Raw genomic sequence first — 20149 nt, 5'->3', positions numbered from 1 at the left:
GCCAAACACCTGCCAAGCAGAAGGCCAGCATGGCCGCAACGATCCTGCGTGCCCCGAAATGGCTGCTTGCGCTGGCCTTGCCGCTGACCACCCTGGCTGTGTGGCAATTTGTCACCGTTACCGGAATCGTTGCTCCGTGGACACTGCCAACTCCGGGTTCAGTGGTTTCTGCTGCCATTGAGCTCTTCCAGGATGGCGAACTCGGAAAGCACATCGGCATCTCCACTCAGCGTGTTCTTCTCGGTTTCGCCTTCGGATCATTGCTGGGCTTGGCGCTGGGTGCGCTTGTCGGGCTGTCCAAATTGGCAGATGCATTTCTGGGACTGAGCATCAGCGCCCTGCGTGCAGTCCCTTCCTTGGCTTGGGTTCCGCTGCTGGTGCTCTGGATGAAAATGGGTGAAGATTCCAAGGTCACACTCGTGATCATTGGTGCCTTCTTCCCGGTCTTTACCACCGTCGCCTTGGCGTTGCGCCATGTCGATGCCCACCTGGTCGAAGCAGCCCGCGCCTTCGGGTTGAAGGGATTGAAGCTGCTGCGCACCGTCCAGCTGCCCGCAGTGGTCCCTTCGATCTTCTCCGGACTGCGTTTGGCACTAGCCCAAGCTTGGCTCTTCCTGGTCGCAGCCGAACTCCTCGGCGCGTCAATGGGCCTTGGCTTCTTGCTTACCGACTCGCAGAACAACGGCCGATTGGACCGCCTAATCATGACCATCGTGCTGCTGGCCGTCTTTGGAAAGATCACCGATGCCCTGCTGTCGATAGCAGAACGCTGGGCTATCAAGCGCTGGACCTGAAACCGGACCAGCTAGTACCCGCTGACAAAACTACCCCTCACCAAAGAAAGTTTGCGATGACCACCGAATTGGCAACAACCTCAACTCAAGTTTCAGAGGCAGCACGCCAGGAATTCTGGGACGAAGCGGCGAACCTCTTGGATTGGGACATCCCGTGGCACACCACCAGCCGCATCATTCCGGCCGATCCGGATGCCAAGCGCGGACCGGAAATTTCTTGGTACCTCGGCGGCAAGCTGAACGCCGCAGTGAACTGCGCCGACCGCCATGTAGCTGCGGGACGCGGCCAGAAGGTCGCACTGTATTTCGAAGGCGAGCCCGGTGACCGGGTAGCCGTCACCTACAAGAATTTGCAGGAGCGGGTCTCCCAGGCAGCCAACGCCTTGGAATCCCTGGGTGTGGTGAAGGGCGACCGCGTGGTCATTTACCTGCCGGTGCTCATTGAAACAATTGTCATCACCTTGGCTTGCGCCCGCATCGGCGCCATCCACTCGCTGGTCTTCGGCGGGTTCTCCGCCGAGGCGCTGAGGTTCCGCGTGGAGGACACCAAGGCAAAGGTCCTGGTCACCACCGACGGCCAGTTCCGCCGCGGCACTTCGGTTCCGGTCAAAGGCAACGCCGATGCGGCCGTTGCCGGAGAGAACGAAATCGAAAAGGTCCTGGTTATCCGCCGCACCGGCGACGAAATCCCGTGGACCGAAGGCCGCGACATCTGGTGGCATGAGGTGGTTGATACCCAGTCCACCGAGCACCATGCGCAGGCATTCGATGCGGAAACACCGCTGTTCATCATGTACACCTCGGGAACCACCGGCCAGCCGAAGGGCTTGGTTCACACCACCGGCGGGTACCTGACGCAGGCGGCCACCAGCTACAACCTGCTGTTCGCCAACCCGGACGAATCCCAGCGCGCCAAGGACGTGCACTGGTGCACCGCCGACCTCGCCTGGGTCACCGCGCATACCTACGAGATCTACGGCCCGTTGGCCAATGGCGTCACCCAGGTAATCTACGAGGGCGTCCCCAACGCCCCGCACCCGGGCCGCCACTTCGAGGTCATTGAACGCTACAAGGTCACCAGCTACTACACCGCTCCCACCTTGGTCCGCTCGTTGATGGGTTGGTTCCCAGACGGCATCCCCGCTCAATACGATCTGTCCTCGGTGAAGATCGGCGGCACTGTGGGTGAAGCCGTCAATCCCGAGGCATGGAAATGGTTCCGCCAGCAGATCGGCCGGGACAGCGAAGCAGGACTACCGATGGTTGACACCTGGTGGCAGTCCGAATCCGGCGCGACCGTGCTTTCCCCCCTGCCGACCGATGGACATTTCAAGCCAGGCTGCGCCGCACGCGCGCTGCCGGGCATCTCGGTGGACATTGTCGACGACGGCGGCCTGAGCGTGCCGGCCAACCAGCAGGGCAATATTGTCATCACGCGCACTGGCCCGTCGATGGCCCGTACCGTATGGGGCAACCCGACGCGCTACTACACCAGCTACTGGGAACAATACGTAGAGCAGGGCTGGTTCTTGGCTGGCGACGGGGCCCGCTTCGATGAGGACGGCGATATCTACATCCTGGGCCGCACCGATGACGTGATCAATATTTCCGGCCACCGGCTTTCCACCATTGAAATCGAATCGGCATTGGTCACCAACCCCGGCGTGGTGGAAGCCGGCGTCTGCCCCACCCCGGATTCCAAGACCGGGCACGCTGCAACCGCCTTCGTGGTACCGCTGGACAAGACGCTGGTTGCCGAGTCGTCTGACGAGCAGCTCGTTGCACGGCAGGCCGAATTCATTGCTGAACTCCGCAATACCGTCGCGGTGCAGATCGGCCCGATTGCCAAGCCGCGGGAAATCGTCTTGGTTCCAGATGTGCCCAAGACCCGTTCGGGCAAGATCATGCGCCGCCTGCTCACCCAGCTGTTCGAGGGCACCACGCTCGGCGACACAACGAGCCTGCAGAATGAGCCGTGCATTCCGGAGATCAACGCGATCTGCCGCGCGCGCGGCTAATCGCTGCTCCCAGGCCCCTTGGGGTTAAACAAATGAAGCTTCTTCCCCGGCGGGGGAAGAAGCTTCATTTGATTTGCCGGTTAGGAATCCCCGGTCGTTGGCTTCTGGCTCTGGCCATCGGCCGCAGTGTCCTTGCCGTCCTTCACCGGGTCAGCGGCGGCTTCGGTGGCGAAGAGCTTCACTTCGGAGGCCTTGCCCTCGGCACTGACCAAAGGAATTTCGGTGGTCATCAAGCTGAACTGGCTGCCCTCATGGCGGTCAACCGCTTGGCCCACGGACTGCTCCAGGACCTTTCGAGCCACCTTGCCGCGAAGCACCAGCGGATCCTTGCTCAGGTCCTTCCACAACGCCACGCAGAGCAGGAGCATCACAATCACGAATGGCAGCGCCGAAACAATGGTGATGTTCTTCAGCCCGGTCAATGCCTCCGCCGGATGATCGCCGCCAGCCAGCAGCATCACCGCGGCCACAGCGCCGGTGGCCACGCCCCAGAAGATCACGGCCTTCTTGGATGGCTCTTCAGCGCCGCGTTCGCTGAGCGCACCCATCACGATCGAGGCCGAGTCTGCGCCGGTCACGAAGAAGATTGCAATCAGCAGCACGGTGACGACCATCAGCACGGTAGCCATCCAGCCCGACAGCGGGAGGCGCCCAAGCATGTCGAAGAGGATCAAATCGAAGTCGATGTCTGGTACGCCGTCAACAATGCTGGCCAGCTTTTCCCCGGTTTCCCCGGAGCGTTCAGCGCGTTCCTGAATACCGATTGCGCCACCGCCGAAGATTGCAAACCAAATCAGGGTGACACTGGATGGAACGAGCAGCACGCCGGTGACGAACTGGCGAATAGTGCGGCCACGAGAAATGCGGGCGATGAACAAGCCTACGAATGGGCTCCAAGAGATCCACCATGCCCAGTAGAAGACAGTCCACGAGGACAGCCAATCAGACATTGCGCCATCGCCGGCAGCCGTACGCGAAGCCATCTCCGGCAAGTCGCCGATGAAAGCGCCAATGGCATTGGGAATGACGTTCAGGATGAACAGAGTTGGGCCGCCAATGAAAACGATCAATGCGATGATCAATGCCAATACCATGTTGGTGTTGGACAACCACTGGATACCGCGCTCGATGCCGGAAACGGCAGAAGCGACAAACAATGCGGTCAGAATGCCAATGATGATAATCAGAACGCCGGAGCCGACCTTCTCCATCATCCCGGTGGCCTGGATGCCGCCGCCAATCTGCAATGCGCCCAGACCCAGCGAACAAGCCGAGCCGAAGAGGGTGGCGATGATGGCCAGGATATTGATGGTGCGCCCGCCCCAACCATGGATGGCGCGGTCGCCGAAGATCGAGCTGAACATGGCTGAGAAAAGCTGGGGGCGTCCCAGCCGGAAGCTGCCGTAAGCCATGCCCAAGCCAACGATGGCGTACATGGCCCATGGGAATAGGGTCCAGTGGAAGAGCGTGGTGCCCATGGCGGTGCTCAGGGCATCACTGGTGGAACCTTCCACCGTGCCCGGAGGAGGCGACATGTAGAAGTACAGCGGCTCGCCTACGCCGTAGAAGACCAAGCCGATGCCCATGCCTGTTGCGAACATCATCGAGATCCACGAGACCGTGGAGAACTTTGGCGTCTCGCCGTCCTTGCCCAGCGGGATGCGTCCGAAGTTCTTGGCCGCTACGACGATGGCGAAGACCGCGAAAACCGCGGCAGCGATGACAAAAAGCCAGCCAGTGTTGGTGATAACCCAATCAAGGGCCGCACTGGAGGCCTTGCCCAGCCCTTCCGGGGTAGCGAAACCCCAAATGATAAATGCCAGCGCTAGAACGCCGGCAATTCCGAATACCCAGTAATCCGTACCGGAAAGTGAGTACTTCTTAGGTCGTCTGTGACGAACTGAATGCAGTTCCTCGACGAGGTCTACGATTGATTGATCCGTCTGCTTCATTGCGTTCTTCCTTCACTGGTGAGATCCCGCGGAGAAGATCCGGGCGGAATCTGCCGAGCCATCGCCTCTCGAGTAAACGATCGCCATGCAGTGTGATTGATTGCGAATTGCTTTTCGGGTGTCGGTCCGTTGTGTCTAAATCTAGCGTTGGAGCAGCCTGAAAGAAACAGCTATTCTCCGCTGATATCCCGCGAATTATTTCTGCGAGTTGACCCGATTTAGCACGAATTTGACACGATAAATCCCAAAATGGGCCTTTTCAAGCATGGTCGACATCTCATCAAGGGTCAAATCTGTTCCTTGATTTCTCGCTATTTTCGGACCTCCACCGCCCCAGGATCACGTTGTTTACGCTGGCATCACCATCCATGTGAGCTTCCTCGCCCCATGGAGATTTCCACTCCTTGCCCCCGCGAAATCATGAAATGACCGGAAATATTCTTGGAGTCAAAATCGCCCATTATTGCCTTTCCTATTTCTGGTGAAATCTCTATGATTCCGCAATTTTCTCCCCGGAAGCACGTCACGCTTGAACATGCCGGTTAAGGAATATCTACTAATGAGCCATTGATTCAACCAGCGAACCGGGGTCCACCAACTTTTAACGTGAAATACACTGGAACTTATCTTGACTGATTCAAAATAAGCAGGCATGCTGGGTACATGACATCACAGGCAGGGATCGAGCAGGTGCTGAAGGCGGCATCGATGCGGGTCACGCAACCGCGCGTTGCGGTACTTTCCGCCGTCGCGGCGCACCCGCACGCGGATACCGAAACCATCATTTCGGCTGTCCGTGAAGATCACCCCAATGTGTCGCACCAAGCTGTCTACGATTCACTCAGGCTCTTCACGAAGCTGGGTGTCATTCGGCAGATACAGCCACAGGGCCATACCGCCCGCTATGAAGCCCGCGTTGGCGACAATCACCACCATGTGGTGTGCCGCCAGTGCGGAAAGCTGGCGGACGTCGACTGCGCTGTCGGCGGCGCCCCGTGCCTGCATGCTTCCAATGACCACGGGTTCAGCATTGATGAAGCCGAAGTGATCTATTGGGGCACCTGCCCGGATTGCCAGGCTGCGAACGCATAGTTGCTGTCTAAGTAAACCCCTAGATTTGCCATCGTCATCAGCGCAGCTGCTGCGCGATGGATAAAACCAGATAAACCCTAAACAATCCGGAAGGAAAGAGCACATGTCTGAGATGACTGCAGGTCAGTGCCCAGTAGTTGGCGGCGCGGGTCGAATTCACCCTACCCAGGGCAATGCCAACACCGAATGGTGGCCGAATAAGCTGAATCTGAGGATTCTGGCCAAGAACCAGCAGGTTTCCAACCCGCTGGACGAGAACTTCGACTACATTGAAGCCTTCAATGCCCTCGACTTGTCGGCAGTAAAAGCCGACCTGACCGAAATCATGACCCAGTCGCACGACTGGTGGCCAGCAGACTTCGGCCACTACGGCCCGTTCTTCATCCGCATGGCTTGGCACTCCGCAGGCACCTACCGCTCGCACGACGGCCGTGGCGGCGGCGGCGCAGGCCAGCAGCGCTTCGCTCCGCTGAACTCGTGGCCTGACAACGTTTCGCTGGACAAGGCTCGCCGCCTGCTGTGGCCAGTGAAGAAGAAGTACGGCCAGTCGATTTCCTGGGCCGACCTTATCCTGCTGGCTGGCAATGTGGCTCTGGAAGACATGGGCTTCGAGACCTTCGGTTTCGCCGGCGGCCGCAAGGACGTTTGGGAAGCAGATGACGATGTCTACTGGGGCCCTGAAAAGGTCTGGCTGGACAGCGAACGCTACACCGGCAAGCGAGACCTGGATGCTCCTCTGGCAGCAGTGCAGATGGGCCTGATCTACGTGAATCCTGAGGGTCCTGACGGAAATCCGGATCCGCTGGCCTCGGCCGTAGACATCCGCGAAACCTTCCGCCGCATGGGCATGAACGACGAGGAGACCGTCGCGCTGATCGCCGGTGGCCACACCTTCGGCAAGACCCACGGCGCGCATGCCGATGACAAGATCGGCCCGGATCCAGAAGCAGCTCCGCTCGAAATGCAGGGACTGGGCTGGAAGAACGGCCACGGCACCGGCAAGGGCGCGGACACCGTCTCCTCGGGTCTTGAAGTCACCTGGACCTACCACCCAACCCGCTGGGACAACGAGTTCTTCCACATCCTCTTCGCCTACGAATGGGAACTGTTCGAATCCCCAGCAGGCGCCAAGCAGTGGCGCCCGGTCAACAATGGCGGAGCCGGCTTGGTCCAGCCTGCATTCGAGACCTTGGAACACCGCGAGCCACGCATGCTTACCAGCGACCTGGCCCTGCGCTTCGACCCGGTCTACGGCCCGATCTCCAAGAACTTCAAGGAGAACCCTGACCAGTTCGCAGACGCCTTCGCCCGCGCATGGTTCAAGCTGACCCACCGTGACATGGGCCCGAAGTCCCGCTACTTCGGCCCAGAGGTTCCTGCTGAGGACCTGCTCTGGCAGGATCCACTGCCAGCAGCTCCGCAGACCACCTTGGGTGCAACTGAAGTTGCCGCACTTAAAGCCCTGATCAACGATTCGGGACTGACCGTCCAGCAGCTGGTATCCACGGCTTGGAAGGCCGCTTCGACCTTCCGCACCTCGGATAAGCGCGGCGGCGTCAACGGCGGCCGCATCCGCCTGGAACCACAGGTCTCCTGGAGCGTGAACCAGCCTGAACAGCTCAAGCCGGTAATTGCCAAGCTGGAAGAGATTGTTGACAACTTCAACGCCACTTCCGGGATCAAGGCTTCCTTCGCGGACGTCGTTGTCCTAGCCGGCAACGTCGGAGTCGAGCAGGCAGCCCTGGCAGCTGGCCAGCAGGTCGAGGTTCCATTCACCCCGGGCCGTGTAGACGCAACCCAGGAGCAAACCGACGTTGACCAGTTCGCATGGCTGGAACCAGTTTCCGACGGATTCCGCAACTACGACTCGGGCTTCGTCAAGCTGCCAAGCGAGTACTTGCTGATCGACCGCGCGAATCTGCTGGGCCTCTCGGCACCGGAAGCTACCGTACTGCTCGGTGGACTGCGCGTCATCGGCAATAACTGGGACGGCTCCAACTTGGGCGTCTTCACCGACACCCCAGGCGCGTTGACCAACGACTTCTTCGCGAACCTGCTGGAGCTGGGGTTGGAATGGACCCCGTCCGCTGACGAGCAGACCTACACCACCACCGATGGCCGCTGGACCGGCAGCCGCGTGGATCTGGTCTTCGGTGCCAACTCCGAGCTGCGTGCACTGGCCGAGGTTTACGCTTCGGATGATGCCAAGGAGAAGTTCGTCAATGACTTCGCCTCCGCTTGGGCCAAGCTCATGGACGCAGATCGCTTCGAACTGCGCAGCAAGTAGCAGCTGCTGGGCTGCAAGCCCGTAGCAATTAGTGCTGGGCTGCTGCTTCCCGCAAGGGAGGCAGCAGCCCAGCACTTGTTTCATGCGGGAACTGCCCGTCAGAACAGCGTCGCGGCGCCGCTGGCGAAGTCCGGGTTCTCCAGCTTCAGCAGCTCGGACTTGGCTTCCAAGCCTCCCAGGTAGCCGCCCAATGAACCATCGGTGCGCAGCACCCGATGGCAGGGCAGCACGATGGGAATCGGGTTGGTGGCGCAGGCTGAACCGACGGCCCGCACCGCCTTCGGCTTGCCGATCTGCTGCGCCAGCTGGGCGTAGCTCAGGGTACGCCCGTAATCGATAAGACCCAGTTCCAACTGCACCTGGCGGCGGAACTCGGTGGAGAGCTGCAAGTCCACCGGAAGATCGAAGCCATGCCGTTGGCCCGCGAAATACTCATCCAGTTGCCGGACGGCACCATCCAAGCTCGACTTGTCGCGCAGGATCCGCGGGCTGAGCTTTTCCGAGAGCACCTCCAGAATCCGGTCGTGGCCTTCGGATTCAAAAGCGACCCGCACCAGCCCGGCATCGGTACTGGCCAGCAGCAAGGCCCCCACGGGGCTATCGACCACGCGATAGGCAACATCAACAAGTTCCCGTGCACGGGCCCGTTCAACGAGCCGGCCCTGCAGCGAGTCGAGGATTTGCGCTTCAGCGGCCGTAGCCTGCTGCCGATAATTTTTTCCGTTCATGGCTGCTCCCGCCATAGTTCTTGGTCATCCATCCGGGCCCGCAGATTCTTGATCCCATCGGCGCCCGAACGCCGGGCGGCAGCTTCGGTGCCGGAAAGGATTCCGGCAATTTGCGCGTAGCTCATTCCGCCCAGGTAGCGGTAGGCCACCACCTGCCGCTGCTTGCCAGGAAGCTGGTTCACCTCATACCACAGCTGCAGGTTTTCCAACTGCAGATCCGGCCGTTGGGCCGATGGGGCCAGGCTGTCCACGTCTTGGCCGATGAGGATTTCCGGCTTATTCCTGCGCAACTCGTCAATGGCTTTATTCCGGGCAATACGCACTAGCCATGCCAGGACATTGGCGTCCTCAGGCAGTTGCGGGTACGCCTTGAGCGCGGCGAGGAATGTTTCGGACCAGGCGTCTTGCGCGCGATGCTCATCAAGCAGGGCACGGCAAACGCGCAGGATGTTGAGTCCATAGTCCTGGACTATCCGCTCGAACGGTGCTTGCATGGCTCTCCTGGAATTTTGCGCCTTCATGGCTTCTCACCATGTAAACGTACGAGGAGACCATTTTGTGAGGCGTGAACGAAAAAAATTCCTTCACGCAGATACCCATGGATTCCTAGAATGCCACCAGATCCAATTCGCTGGCGATCTGCTCAAGGCGGATCAAGTCCAGGTGGAGCATTTCGCCATTTTCCACGCCTTGGGGATCCGTGGTTCCGGCCAATGCGTCGCGGATGGTGCGCATGGTGGCCCCATGGCTGACAATCATGACCTTGCGCCCGGCATGCCTGCTGGCCAAGTCCAGCAGCGCTGGCACCGCACGGCTCAAGATCTGGGCACGCGGCTCACGCAGGTCCTTGGCAGCAGCCGATTCCGCTTCGCTGACCTCGGCCATGATCCGGCCTTCCAGCGGGCCGAAGCCGCGTTCAATGAGTTCCGGAACGGCGTTCCCCGTCTCGGCCCCGATCTGCTGGGCAATCAGCGCGGCAGTTTCCCGGGCACGTTCCAAGGGCGAAGCAAGTACCAGCGACCAGTTCTGGCCGATCAGCTGGCGCCCGACCTCGCGAGCTTGCTCGCGCCCGGTGTCGTTCAACGGGATATCGGTACGCCCCTGCAGGCGCCCTGCAAGGTTCCAATCGGTCTGCCCGTGTCGCACCAGTGCCAGCGAAGTATCCATGGCTCCAGCCTAACCGGGGTAACAGGTATCGAAGAATCTCCGGCATTACGTCCAATACGCAACGTTACGACTCATAGTTGGGTCACGAACGGTCATGTTGCGAAGATTATTACACCATCCCGAGCGGCTGAGAGATCTGGTTCGATGACGCCGCAGCAACCTGCCACATCCGGTGGTTACGGTGCTACCGCCAGAAACGATGCAGCCGCCTACCCGTTGGACCACAGCAGGAAGCGACATTGATTCCGGGATTCCTGCCTCGATCGCGACCCGCCCTGCGGTGCCCGCGAAACCCCAATCGACAAGGAGTCGTAAGCCACCATGGCAGATCACAAGTTTGGATTCCGCACCCGCGCATTGCATGCCGGAGGCACCCCCGATGCCGAGCATGGCTCACGCGCAGTGCCGATCTACCAGACCACTTCGTTCGTCTTCAAGGACGCTGACGATGCGGCCAACCTCTTTGCCCTGCAGAAGTACGGCAACATCTACTCGCGTATCGGCAACCCGACCGTAGCGGCTTTCGAAGAGCGCATGGCTTCGCTGGAAGGCGGCATCGGAGCGGTAGCCACCGGCTCGGGCATGGCCGCGGAATTCGTCACCTTTGCGGCCTTGGCCCAGGCAGGCGACCACATTGTGGCTTCCTCGAAGCTCTATGGCGGCACCATCACCCAGCTCGATGTCTCGCTGCGCCGCTTCGGCATCAACACCACTTTCATCGACTCCAATGATCCCGCCGACTTCGAAGCGGCGATCCAGGAAAATACCAAGGCCGTCTACACCGAGGTGGTGGCCAACCCGTCCGGCGACATCGCTGACCTGGAGGGACTGGCCGAGGTGGCGCACCGCCACAATCTCCCGCTGGTGGTCGATTCGACGCTCACTCCCCCGTACATCCTGCGCCCTATCGAGCACGGCGCGGACATCGTGATCCACTCGGCCACCAAGTTCATCGGCGGCCACGGCACCACCCTGGGCGGCGTGGTCATCGAGTCAGGCAAGTTCAACTGGGGCAATGGCAAGTTCCCCACCATGACCGAACCGGTTGCCAGCTACGGCAACGTCTCCTGGTGGGACAACTTCGGCGAGTACGGCTTCCTGACCAAGCTGCGCAGCGAACAGCTGCGCGACTTCGGACCGGCTCTGCCGGCCCAGTCCGCATTCCAGCTGCTGCAGGGCCTGGAGACCTTGCCGCAGCGCATGGACAACCACCTGTCCAACGCGAAGCAGGTCGCTGCCTGGTTGCAGGCCGATGAGCGCGTGACCTACGTGAACTACGCCGGCCTGGAATCCCACCCGCAGCACGCGCAGGCCAAGGAGCTGCTGCCCATGGGCGTCGGCTCGGTCTTCAGCTTCGGGGTGAAGGGCGGGCGCGAAGCCGGCTCGAAGTTCATCGAAGCCCTGCAGTTGGCCAGCCACCTGGCCAACATCGGCGATGCCCGCACCCTGGTGCTGCACCCGGCCTCCACCACCCACCAGCAGCTGAGCGTCGAGCAGCTGGTCTCCGCTGGCGTGCCAGAAGATCTGATCCGCCTGTCGGTAGGACTGGAAGATGTCGAGGACATCCTCTGGGATCTGGACCAGGCGCTGGCCGCTTCGCAGGAAGCGATTGCCGCTTCCGCCGCAGGGTTCGAGGCTCCGGCCTATGACGGTTCCGCCTGCGCATTGCCAACCGCTTCGAAAGGAGCAATCTAATGACTGCCGTTGATACCGCTTGGGAAGGCCCTGGAGCCGCACAGCGCCTGGAGATCCTGCGCGACACCAAGTCCATCGCCATTGTCGGTGCCTCGAACAAGCCATCGCGCGCCAGCTATTTCGTGGCTACCTACCTGCTCTCCTCCTCCAAGTACAAGGTGTATTTCATCAACCCGGTACTCGATGAGATCCTGGGCCAGCCGGTGTACAAGTCGCTGGCCGATCTGCCGGAGACCCCGGATCTGGTGGAGGTTTTCCGCAAGCACGATGACCTGCCTACCGTGTTGGACGAGGCCCTGGCCGTAGGCGCGAAGACCCTGTGGCTGCAGCTGGGATCCTGGCACGAGGAAGTGGCCCGGCGCGCCGAGGCCGCGGGCATGAATGTGGTCATGGACCGCTGCGTGAAGATCGAGCACGCGCGCTTCCACGGCGGCCTGCGCCTGGCTGGATTCAATACCGGCGTCATTTCCTCCAAGCGCCAGGTACTTGCCTAGGGAGTCCAAGATTCCAGGAAATGGGTGCATGCAACATTGCGTTGCATGCACCCATTTTTCTGCGGCAATTCCCCGGAATCGGCCGGTTTGGTCAACGACGCTGAACTTTTGCACGGAGCATTCCGAAGGAAGAACAAGACCTCTGACGAACCATGGTCGACGCAATTGGCCCACGGCATGCCGTGGGTGTGGCCCCGAAGTGCTCGACGCGTTCAATCACAGATCGAAAAATCTGCAAACCACAGCACTGCAACGCAAGGCCAAACGACCCAAACCCTAAAACAGGCAGAGAGAATCGATTTCGATTCGCTACGAGCGCGAACGAAAGAAGAAAAATCCCGCCCGCACTGCTATATGAAAACTCAATTCCCCTGGCCCGAGAACATTCCAGCATCTCGCAATAGCATTGCGCCGCACCCTCAATGCTGCACGGAGTTGAAATTTCTCTGGGCGAGGATTCCCTCTGCGGCACCCAGCTAAGAGGCATCGGAGACAGTACTCTGGGTTGACGCACTATTCAGAATTCTCCGGAAGCAGAAGCTTCCTTGGAAGTGCGCCAGTTGACTGGAGATACGAAGGAGCAGACAGTGGATGCAAATCGAAGAACCCTATGGTCCGTGGCCCTCGGGATGAGCTTGACTGCCTTGGTATGCAGCGGGATTGCCCTGTATTCTACGGGGGTCATCATGGATGAGAACAACCTGGACTCATGGCCTGCCCCGGCTCTTTGGGTGGTGGCGATTGTTGGTGTCGTGGGGCTGCTGATTAGCTTGCCCGGCTGGTTTGCTACCAAGGAAACCAAAAAGGCTTCCTAGCTGTTGCTTCCCTTGTCCATAATCGGAGCGTTCTGCCGTACGGCCTAGTTCTTTTGACCAGTTACGTCGCCTTCCACGTAGGTGGTGTATCCGCACAGCTTCCCGGTTTCATCGGTCGTCTTCGTCGCGGCGAAGATGATGTAAGGCCAGGATCCCAGGTCCCATCCGTCGCGTCCCCACCCTGGAACTTCGTACCACCCGGTACCGGCCAGCGATTCCATCCAGTCATACACTTCGCCGTACATATCGCGCTCGACAGTTGCCGGGACGGTAACGGTTTCGCGGCTGTCTTTGGTCGTGGTCTGCATAGGTTTTTGCATCCTTTCGCTTCACGGAAAGTGGGGCAGATTGCCAGCCTCCCGTCGAAGCCCTCCCCCGGTTGTTTTTCTGCCTGCTGGCGAAAAGAAATGAAGCGGGGCCAGCCGGAAACCCATCAACCCGTCAGGGGTGCGCAATCCACGAAAATCTTGGGCCGAAAAAGCGACGAAGGAGCGCGGACCAAGAATTTCTGGTGGAGCACGCCCGAAGCGCAGCGAGTGGCTTGTGGGTTTGGAGGTGGCCCATACACTCCGAAGGACAGCAACAAAAACAGGAAAAGACCGGACGAAGTCCGGGCCACCAACCGGACACGCCAGCGGACGCCCGACACACCCTGGAGACGAGCTTGCGAGGACCCAGGGTGTTCAACGGGACGAGAAACCTCATGGCATACCTAGCCTGCGTCTAACGTCCACGACTATCCTGAACGGGGAATGCTCGCATGTTCAGAACCCACAGCGGGATTTGTAGCCAAAGTTTATCAACGCTAACTGAAAATTGCCCCCTACCGCCAATCGAAAATTGACCCCTCCACGCCCAATTTGTTCTATACCTGCTCAGCGTTGCGCAGCAGATCCTGACGGTTCTTCACCCGATATGAATCCCCAGCCAAAGACAACACCTCCGCATGATGAACCAAACGATCAATCATCGCCGAAGCAACAACATCATCACCGAAAACCTCACCCCACCGGCCAAAAGGCATATTCGAGGTCGCCAGCACCGACCCCTGCTCATATCGATGAGCAATCAGCTGAAAGGACGCAGACCCTGAATGAGATTCAGGGTCTACGTCCTTATCGCGGGGCTTGATAATACGGTAGTGACTCAGTAGTTTTCGCCAAATACTATTCACGATCCTTTGCCAACGTCCATGAACGTAAGGTCCACGGACTTATCAGGCTGATCAGCATACACATGGTAGAAGTGTGCTGGACCGCCGCGCTCGAACTCGACCATCGTGAAGTTGGATGAGGTGACTTCTACCGAATCCATGTCGGTCTTCAGCGCAGCTAGCTGTGTGTTCATGACTGTTTCGTCAAATTTGTCCATGATCACTGAACACGCTTTGTCATGGTCAGTTGTTTCTGCAGCCTCAAGTAGTACTCGAACTGCTTCCTGTGGATCGCTGACGGGTTTTCCTCCGTCACAATCCTGCTTCCTATCGGCTGAACACCCTGCTGCCGAAAGAGCTAGCGGAAACAGCAGTAGTGGGGCAATAATCTTTGAGATGCGTTTTTTGTACACAAATGACCTTTGCAAATCGAATGAGCTGTACGACTAGATCCTATGCGCGTACCAAGTTACATTCAGTTGTTTCAGCTGAGTGAAGGGCTTATTCAAAGTAGCGTTGCTGTGGTGCGAGAGGTATGGGACACCATTGATTTTCTTAGTGGTCACCATGGTGTGCGTCATATTCTTAATCTTGGCACCGTTCGTTTTGTACTGAAGGATATCTCCAGGAACGAGGCTGTAGACACTGGCAAGACGTGAAGCCCGCTTTGATTCATTCCGGGCAAAACGATAGAAATTTTCAGCACCGCTCCAAGTCCAGCTGGTCATGACACCATAGCCAAACCATTTCGAGTTGCTCTTGTAGTAGCCTTCAATTTTCTTCCATCCACCTGCATAAAGCGCTTGGGAAGCGAAATTAGTACAGTCGTAGCCGTGCCTCTTATAGGCAGGATTGTACGACTTAGCCCACTTGATTGCGTAGTTTGCAACTTTCGTCTTGTTGGACGAACTAAGCTTTGAAGCCGCCATTTCGGCGACGTTCAGGGGGAGAGGATTGATTAATGCCCCACTGTCCTCCTCGCTGCCAGGGACAGTGGGGTCAACTTCGATTTCCTCTTCTTCGGTAGTTAGAGCTAGTGCCGCAGACTGCGAGACAAGATACTCATCATCCTTCACTACGATGTTTTGGATCTTGCCAGTGTCGTCGATTGTTAGCTCATAAGGGATGAGCTCGCTCCTGAGCTGGTCAAGTTTTTGGGACACGAACTTTGATCTTTTTGTACATTTCCTCAAGCCGTCAAAGCTAGAGGATCCCTTTCCTGATATGAGTCCAGAACCGCCTGGGGCTAACTCCGCCATTTGCCGTATACGGGCGCTTCCGGTTGTACCAAACCGCGATGCACTCCTTCACTGCGGCACACGCAGCCACCCTGCTACTGAAGAACCTGTGGTGGAACATTTCCTTCTTGATCGTCCAGAAGGCTGACTCGGCGACGGAATTATCCCAGGGACACACCGGCGCGTCCCGTCGACTACTGCACCCTGTGCGCAGCACACCACCTCTGGAACGCGCCGAGGTACATTGGGGCCTCGGTCTGAATGGAACACACTACCAAACTGGATGAACGCCTGCGACGCAGCAAGCCCCCTCGCGTCAATGGCCAACTACGTTTACATGTTCTTACCCGTTGACCAGCCCACGATCTGTCGCGAATTCAAATCGATCACCGTCGCCAAATACAACCAGCCTTCACCGGCGCGCAGGCAGGCAATATCGCCTAACAGTTTCGCCGCAAGCCGCGAGGAGCGGAAGTCACGCATACCGAGATTGTCGACCCTATGGTTTTCTATACGCACCGTCCGGGATTGGCGCTCACGCACGGTCGTGGTTTTGAAGGCGCTCATCCGCCTGGCCCGGATTCTCAGCTCTTTCATGAGCGACATCACCGTGGATGTCGAGATGTCTTCCTCATGGTTTTTGCGGATCAAATCCACTAATTGTCCGCCACCGGCGACCTGGTTGGACGCCTCACACTCGTCCTGGAGCAGTTTCGTGCGGTGTGCTCGCAGGACTTAGGCTTCGCTCAGCTCTTGGCAGGCGTTCAGACATCGGTAGTGACTGCCCCTGGAATTCTGGGTTTCCTGCCCATCCAGTTCACTGGATACTCGCCTATGTGGGCTTCGATGAAGTCTAAGACCGCGCTTACTCCTTACTGTTCGAGGCGCGATAGGCGCCGACAACTTTTATGAAGCCGTTCTCCCGTTTCACCTTCAACAGTTCTTTGCGCAGGTTCTCGTTGTGGACCGTTTCACTGGGCCGTGTTCTTCGGTTTCCGCTATGGGACGCTCGGCGCGGTCGGCGCGGGATTCTGAGCGCTCATTGACCTCTATTTGAAATAAGAGCGCCATAGGTAGGTCTAGTACTGTTTAATGCATTTAAGAGTTTTTTAAATTTACGACATCGAAAGGCTTTGGATGTCGCGCTCACAATCAATTACCCTGCGTCCATTTCGCAGCGCAGACACCGAATTCTTTGCCAGCATGGCCTCGGATGAACGTGTAGCTCGTTTTATTGGGTATGGGGAGCCATGGGACCGGCAAACCATCAACGCCTGCGTTAAGCAATCCCTCCAACATGAACCACTCGACACTGTGGGGGGCTCTCGATGGTTCCTAGCTACTGAAGCAAATGCAGCCGTGGGCCTCGTGTTTTGCACCCGGCAGGAAAGTTGCGTGGAGGTCGGTTACTGGGTATATCCAGATCAATGGGGGCGAGGAGTTGGTGGAGCCGTGCTCGATAGCACCCTGATTTCAATTCCCAAGATATACGGAATTACGAAATTCAGTGCCCGCGTAGCTCCGGCTAACACTGCTTCAACCCGACTGCTCACCAGTCGAGGATTCAGACTGGAAAAACGTGATGACATGCTTGAGTACTACACACTGGAATAGCCTTCTGTGGGTAACCGAACGCAGCCTAGATTCCTGATTGAACCAGTTGGGGGTGAAATGTATTTGGTTTAGTAGCCGATCCGTAGAATTTTGGCACGCGATTATTGAACCGTTCTTCAAGGGGTTCGGTAGATCTAACATGAAACCTGCTATGTCATGCCGAATACTTTCTATACTGCAAATATGACTTCCCCTCCTACCTCGACCATCGGGCTTGGTACTTGGTCCCGTGAACCAGGTACTGCTCTAGTGCAAGCAACTGCCTTGCCTAGCGATGCGACCTCATCATTTGTGATTCTGAGCGAAACGCACACCATTGATGTCTCTACGGAGTGGGAGCCTCATTCGCACCTGGCCCATGAGCTCTTATGGACCCAAGATGGGACACTCACCGCTCGAATCGAAGGACAGATTTTTACGGTCTCCGAGGGTCATGGTCTGTGGATTCCGTCCGGAGCGCTGCACGGTGGACGCCTGACCGCAAATGTAGAACTTTTCAGCGCGTTCTTTTCCCCTGAACGAACCACCACCCCATTCAGTACCCCTACAGTGATCGACATGAAACCGTTGCTTAAGTCGTTGCTGGTCCATTTATCCAGTCGGGAACTGAGCCAAGAAGCCAGAGCGCGTGCGGAGGCTGTAGTTTTCGACGTACTCAAACCATCAGCTCATCAGCTAGCGCTGCGCTTGCCCGATGACCCTCGTATCCATGGCATTGCCAACCGTTTACTAGCCAACCCTGCGGATAACCGATCTCTCGAGCGATGGGCGGTAGATGCTGGAATCAGCTCACGAACCATCACGCGAGTCTTCCGCGAAGCAACCGGCTTATCCTTTGCCCAGTGGCGTCAAGCGGTGAAAATTCATCGCGCCCTGGAGCTGCTCACCAACGGTGAAGGCGTCCAAGACATCTCTGAAATGCTGGGCTACGCGCAGCCGAGTACTTTTATCGACGCTTTTCGACGCACCTTGGGCTCCACACCTGGCACATTCGCCTTAGCAAATGTGAATAGGTGACCGAAAAGCCGGATGCACTGTCAGAAATCATCGATTGCTGACATCGATTAGTTAACTTAGACTTACCTAAGTGAAAATACCTATTCAAATCGGACGTATTCAATCCGTTCCTTACGCATGCTAGACGTGGCGTCCGGAGCAGCATCCGCCGCAGCCGGAACGATGCTCGCCCACGAGGTAGTACTGCGCTACGGCAAAAGCACTGTAGTGGACGGTGCTTCCATCCGTTTATCCCCGGGTGAAGTCACCGCACTCATTGGACCCAATGGCAGCGGGAAATCCACACTTCTCCGTTCCATGGCAAGGTTGCATGAGCGCGCCGCGGGGGTGATCACGCTCTCCAATTCTCACGGGGAGGCCCGCGAAATTAGCACGCTGAATGGACGAACATTCGCCCACGAAGTTACGCTCTTCGCGCAGTCCCACGCCACCCCGGAAGGGTTAGCCGTGGCAGATATCGTCGCCTTCGGTCGCCATCCATATCGGCGCGGTTTCTCGGGGCTATCCGATGCGGATCATGCGGCGATTGCCTCGGCCATGGAACTGACTGGCACTACCTCGATGTCCCGGAAGGCAGCTGGGGAATTATCCGGTGGAGAACTTCAACGTGTCTGGTTGGCCGTGTGCTTGGCACAGCAAACCAATGTGGTGCTTCTCGACGAGCCGACCAATCACCTCGACTTGAGATATCAGGTCGAGACCCTAGATCTGGTCCATGATCTGGCCCGTCAAGATCGGCTAGCCATCGGCATCGTCCTGCATGACCTGAATCAAGCCGCCGCGTTGGCTGATCGGCTGGTGCTGATGAAACACGGCCGGGTATACGTCTCAGGAACCCCCGCTGAGGTCCTCACAGCAGATAACCTCTCGGAGGTCTATGAGATCCCTGTGCAGGTCCTCTCTGATAAGCAGAATGGATTGTTGCGCATCGAACCGGTTAGCCGCCACCGGATGAGCTGACCACTTTCTTTCTACCACCGAAACATATAATTACAAGGGAAAACCTATGCCTACACTCGCTCGAAATGCAGTCACTTCAGCGGCCGCTCTAGCACTGTTGTTCTCAGCCACCGCTTGCGGTACCACGGACATTAGCAGCGCTGGTGCCGAACGGAGCCCCGCTGCCGCATCCGCAAGTTGCGCGAATGACACCACCGCCACTAGCACAGATCCGGTATCTATGACCGATGATCTGGGTCGCACACTTGAATTGGATAAACCAGCCGAGCGCGTGGTGGTGCTCGAATGGCAGGAAATTGAAGATGTACTGACCTTGTGCGTCACTCCGGTGGGCGTCGCTTCCCCAGATGGATATAGCACCTACGTCACTGCAGAGGAGCTGCCTGAGGGTGTCGCTTCGGTGGGTGAACGTGGCGAGCCAGATCTGGATTCGATCTACGCGCTGGACCCCGACTTAATCATCGTGGACGCTTTTAGTGAAGAAGACCCCGTGCTGTCGCAGCTTGATAAGGGCGACGTTCCCGTATTGGCGGTCAAGGGCAACGATTCTGCGGATCCCATCGGCAACATGAAAAATGTCTTCTCACAGGTCGCCGAAGCCACCGGCCGCACCGAGCGTGCTGCCTTAGTGCTCAACGAATTCGACGCCCACTTGGCGCAGAAAAAACAGGAAGTCTCCGAGGTGAAGTTGGAAACCACCGACTTCCTCTTCTTCGACGGTTGGGTTGACGGCTCCAACCTGACGATTCGCCCATACACTGATGGGGCTCTGTTCACAGAGCTTGGCAAGGAACTGGGCCTGAGCCCAGCTTGGAACGATGACATCAACAAGTCCTTCGGATCCGGCGGCGTGAACAAAGAATACGGGCTGGCCCAGACGGACATAGAAGGCCTAGCGGGCGTTGGCGACGTCAACCTGTTCTACTCCAACGACGCAGGCACCGGGTGGACCACCGAGCTGGAATCCAGCGAGATCTGGAACAACTTGACCGCAGTCAAGGAAGGCCGGACCTTCCAGTTCCCAAACATCTGGGGTGCCGGCGGGCCGAAATCCACCAGTCAAGCGGTAGATGCCTTCACCGATGCACTAACCTCCGCATCGGAAGCCAAGTAGCGTACAACTGA

The 20149-nt window shown here is 58.1% G+C and carries 19 protein-coding genes, 1 pseudogene and 1 riboswitch; of the genes and pseudogenes, 11 read left to right on the top strand and 9 right to left on the bottom strand.

All coding sequences use genetic code 11. The features are described from left to right. Positions 1 to 29: 29 nt before the first annotated feature. Together ACIOTN_RS09755 and acs are read left to right on the top strand one after the other, a co-directional pair. A complete protein-coding gene (locus ACIOTN_RS09755; RefSeq protein WP_402735381.1) occupies positions 30 to 794 on the top strand; it encodes an ABC transporter permease in 765 nt (254 codons plus the stop codon). 56 nt (positions 795 to 850) lie between these two features. Then, positions 851 to 2812 (top strand): acetate--CoA ligase, encoded by a 1962-nt coding sequence (gene acs, locus ACIOTN_RS09750; RefSeq protein WP_402735242.1) that lies wholly within the window; start codon positions 851 to 853, stop codon positions 2810 to 2812. Between the two features lie 80 nt (positions 2813 to 2892). Here the strand turns inward: acs and ACIOTN_RS09745 are convergent, their stop codons facing one another. Continuing rightward, a complete protein-coding gene (locus tag ACIOTN_RS09745) occupies positions 2893 to 4764 on the bottom strand; it encodes a BCCT family transporter (RefSeq protein ID WP_402735241.1) in 1872 nt (623 codons plus the stop codon). A 663-nt stretch (positions 4765 to 5427) separates the two neighbouring features. Here ACIOTN_RS09745 and ACIOTN_RS09740 point away from each other — a divergent pair. Then, complete coding sequence (locus ACIOTN_RS09740; protein ID WP_402735240.1) at positions 5428 to 5856, top strand: Fur family transcriptional regulator; 429 nt, start codon at positions 5428 to 5430, stop codon at positions 5854 to 5856. 103 nt (positions 5857 to 5959) lie between these two features. Beyond that, on the top strand, positions 5960 to 8143 hold the full coding sequence (katG, locus tag ACIOTN_RS09735; protein WP_105657950.1) for a catalase/peroxidase HPI: 2184 nt from the start codon (positions 5960 to 5962) through the stop codon (positions 8141 to 8143). 98 nt (positions 8144 to 8241) lie between these two features. Here katG and ACIOTN_RS09730 read toward each other — a convergent pair whose 3' ends face one another. From ACIOTN_RS09730 to ACIOTN_RS09720, 3 genes are all read right to left on the bottom strand, one after another. Continuing rightward, positions 8242 to 8871, bottom strand: coding sequence for a methylated-DNA--[protein]-cysteine S-methyltransferase (locus tag ACIOTN_RS09730; protein WP_402735239.1), 630 nt, complete (start codon positions 8869 to 8871; stop codon positions 8242 to 8244). Continuing rightward, positions 8868 to 9365, bottom strand: a complete 498-nt coding sequence (locus ACIOTN_RS09725; protein ID WP_402735238.1) for an RNA polymerase sigma factor — start codon at positions 9363 to 9365, stop codon at positions 8868 to 8870. The genes ACIOTN_RS09730 and ACIOTN_RS09725 overlap by 4 nt, the downstream gene beginning before the upstream one ends. Before the next feature lie 112 nt (positions 9366 to 9477). Further along, positions 9478 to 10038 carry a histidine phosphatase family protein gene (locus tag ACIOTN_RS09720; protein WP_332595233.1) on the bottom strand — a complete coding sequence of 187 codons (561 nt, stop codon included), beginning with the start codon at positions 10036 to 10038 and terminating at the stop codon, positions 9478 to 9480. Between the two features lie 111 nt (positions 10039 to 10149). Beyond that, positions 10150 to 10244: riboswitch (SAM riboswitch) on the top strand. Between the two features lie 115 nt (positions 10245 to 10359). Here ACIOTN_RS09720 and ACIOTN_RS09715 point away from each other — a divergent pair. The 3 genes from ACIOTN_RS09715 (at position 10360) to ACIOTN_RS09705 (ending at position 13042) form a co-directional block, all read left to right on the top strand. Beyond that, on the top strand, positions 10360 to 11733 hold the full coding sequence (locus ACIOTN_RS09715; protein ID WP_402735237.1) for an O-acetylhomoserine aminocarboxypropyltransferase/cysteine synthase family protein: 1374 nt from the start codon (positions 10360 to 10362) through the stop codon (positions 11731 to 11733). Beyond that, positions 11733 to 12227, top strand: a complete 495-nt coding sequence (locus tag ACIOTN_RS09710) for a CoA-binding protein (protein WP_105657946.1) — start codon at positions 11733 to 11735, stop codon at positions 12225 to 12227. Before ACIOTN_RS09715 ends, ACIOTN_RS09710 begins: the two co-directional genes overlap by 1 nt. Before the next feature lie 587 nt (positions 12228 to 12814). Continuing rightward, the gene (locus ACIOTN_RS09705) at positions 12815 to 13042 is read left to right on the top strand and encodes a hypothetical protein (RefSeq protein ID WP_146112981.1); all 228 of its coding nucleotides are present in this window, start codon (positions 12815 to 12817) and stop codon (positions 13040 to 13042) included. Between the two features lie 44 nt (positions 13043 to 13086). Here the strand turns inward: ACIOTN_RS09705 and ACIOTN_RS09700 are convergent, their stop codons facing one another. The 5 genes and pseudogenes from ACIOTN_RS09700 to ACIOTN_RS09680 all read right to left on the bottom strand — a co-directional run. Then, positions 13087 to 13350: a hypothetical protein gene (locus tag ACIOTN_RS09700; protein WP_332488338.1), complete on the bottom strand. Its 264-nt coding sequence runs from the start codon at positions 13348 to 13350 to the stop codon at positions 13087 to 13089. A 557-nt stretch (positions 13351 to 13907) separates the two neighbouring features. Beyond that, a complete protein-coding gene (locus tag ACIOTN_RS09695) occupies positions 13908 to 14216 on the bottom strand; it encodes an ATP-binding protein (RefSeq protein ID WP_402735236.1) in 309 nt (102 codons plus the stop codon). Then, positions 14213 to 14608: a hypothetical protein gene (locus ACIOTN_RS09690; protein WP_402735235.1), complete on the bottom strand. Its 396-nt coding sequence runs from the start codon at positions 14606 to 14608 to the stop codon at positions 14213 to 14215. The genes ACIOTN_RS09695 and ACIOTN_RS09690 overlap by 4 nt, the downstream gene beginning before the upstream one ends. 33 nt (positions 14609 to 14641) lie before the next feature. Further along, entirely contained in the window at positions 14642 to 15358 is a 717-nt protein-coding gene (locus ACIOTN_RS09685; RefSeq protein WP_402735234.1) for an amidase domain-containing protein, read from the bottom strand. A gap of 26 nt (positions 15359 to 15384) precedes the next feature. Further along, positions 15385 to 16459, bottom strand: a pseudogene (locus ACIOTN_RS09680) (IS3 family transposase); the annotation flags it as partial. A gap of 111 nt (positions 16460 to 16570) precedes the next feature. On the opposite strand from ACIOTN_RS09680, the gene ACIOTN_RS09675 reads away from it, so the two are divergent. The 4 genes from ACIOTN_RS09675 (at position 16571) to ACIOTN_RS09660 (ending at position 20138) form a co-directional block, all read left to right on the top strand. Then, positions 16571 to 17047: a GNAT family N-acetyltransferase gene (locus tag ACIOTN_RS09675; protein WP_402735233.1), complete on the top strand. Its 477-nt coding sequence runs from the start codon at positions 16571 to 16573 to the stop codon at positions 17045 to 17047. A gap of 249 nt (positions 17048 to 17296) precedes the next feature. Continuing rightward, positions 17297 to 18064, top strand: coding sequence for an AraC family transcriptional regulator (locus ACIOTN_RS09670; protein WP_402735232.1), 768 nt, complete (start codon positions 17297 to 17299; stop codon positions 18062 to 18064). A 162-nt stretch (positions 18065 to 18226) separates the two neighbouring features. After that, complete coding sequence (locus ACIOTN_RS09665) at positions 18227 to 19024, top strand: ABC transporter ATP-binding protein (RefSeq protein ID WP_402735231.1); 798 nt, start codon at positions 18227 to 18229, stop codon at positions 19022 to 19024. A 220-nt stretch (positions 19025 to 19244) separates the two neighbouring features. Further along, on the top strand, positions 19245 to 20138 hold the full coding sequence (locus ACIOTN_RS09660; RefSeq protein ID WP_332595362.1) for an ABC transporter substrate-binding protein: 894 nt from the start codon (positions 19245 to 19247) through the stop codon (positions 20136 to 20138). Positions 20139 to 20149 lie beyond the last annotated feature (11 nt).

This window comes from Glutamicibacter sp. NPDC087661 (genome assembly GCF_044743275.1).
Classification (GTDB): Bacteria; Actinomycetota; Actinomycetes; order Actinomycetales; family Micrococcaceae; genus Glutamicibacter.
Note: the sequence above shows the minus strand (reverse complement) of the source record. Positions and strands in the feature narration are given on the sequence as shown.

Coding starts and splice junctions, on each gene's coding strand:
- ACIOTN_RS09715 (WP_402735237.1), top strand. CDS start 10,360: ATGGCAGATCACAAGTTTGGATTCCGCACCCGCGCATTGCATGCCGGA.
- ACIOTN_RS09700 (WP_332488338.1), bottom strand. CDS start 13,350: ATGCAGACCACGACCAAAGACAGCCGCGAAACCGTTACCGTCCCGGCA.
- ACIOTN_RS09710 (WP_105657946.1), top strand. CDS start 11,733: ATGACTGCCGTTGATACCGCTTGGGAAGGCCCTGGAGCCGCACAGCGC.
- ACIOTN_RS09720 (WP_332595233.1), bottom strand. CDS start 10,038: ATGGATACTTCGCTGGCACTGGTGCGACACGGGCAGACCGATTGGAAC.
- ACIOTN_RS09660 (WP_332595362.1), top strand. CDS start 19,245: ATGACCGATGATCTGGGTCGCACACTTGAATTGGATAAACCAGCCGAG.
- ACIOTN_RS09665 (WP_402735231.1), top strand. CDS start 18,227: ATGCTCGCCCACGAGGTAGTACTGCGCTACGGCAAAAGCACTGTAGTG.
- ACIOTN_RS09730 (WP_402735239.1), bottom strand. CDS start 8,871: ATGAACGGAAAAAATTATCGGCAGCAGGCTACGGCCGCTGAAGCGCAA.
- ACIOTN_RS09740 (WP_402735240.1), top strand. CDS start 5,428: ATGACATCACAGGCAGGGATCGAGCAGGTGCTGAAGGCGGCATCGATG.
- ACIOTN_RS09725 (WP_402735238.1), bottom strand. CDS start 9,365: ATGCAAGCACCGTTCGAGCGGATAGTCCAGGACTATGGACTCAACATC.
- acs (WP_402735242.1), top strand. CDS start 851: ATGACCACCGAATTGGCAACAACCTCAACTCAAGTTTCAGAGGCAGCA.
- ACIOTN_RS09675 (WP_402735233.1), top strand. CDS start 16,571: ATGTCGCGCTCACAATCAATTACCCTGCGTCCATTTCGCAGCGCAGAC.
- ACIOTN_RS09745 (WP_402735241.1), bottom strand. CDS start 4,764: ATGAAGCAGACGGATCAATCAATCGTAGACCTCGTCGAGGAACTGCAT.
- katG (WP_105657950.1), top strand. CDS start 5,960: ATGTCTGAGATGACTGCAGGTCAGTGCCCAGTAGTTGGCGGCGCGGGT.
- ACIOTN_RS09755 (WP_402735381.1), top strand. CDS start 30: ATGGCCGCAACGATCCTGCGTGCCCCGAAATGGCTGCTTGCGCTGGCC.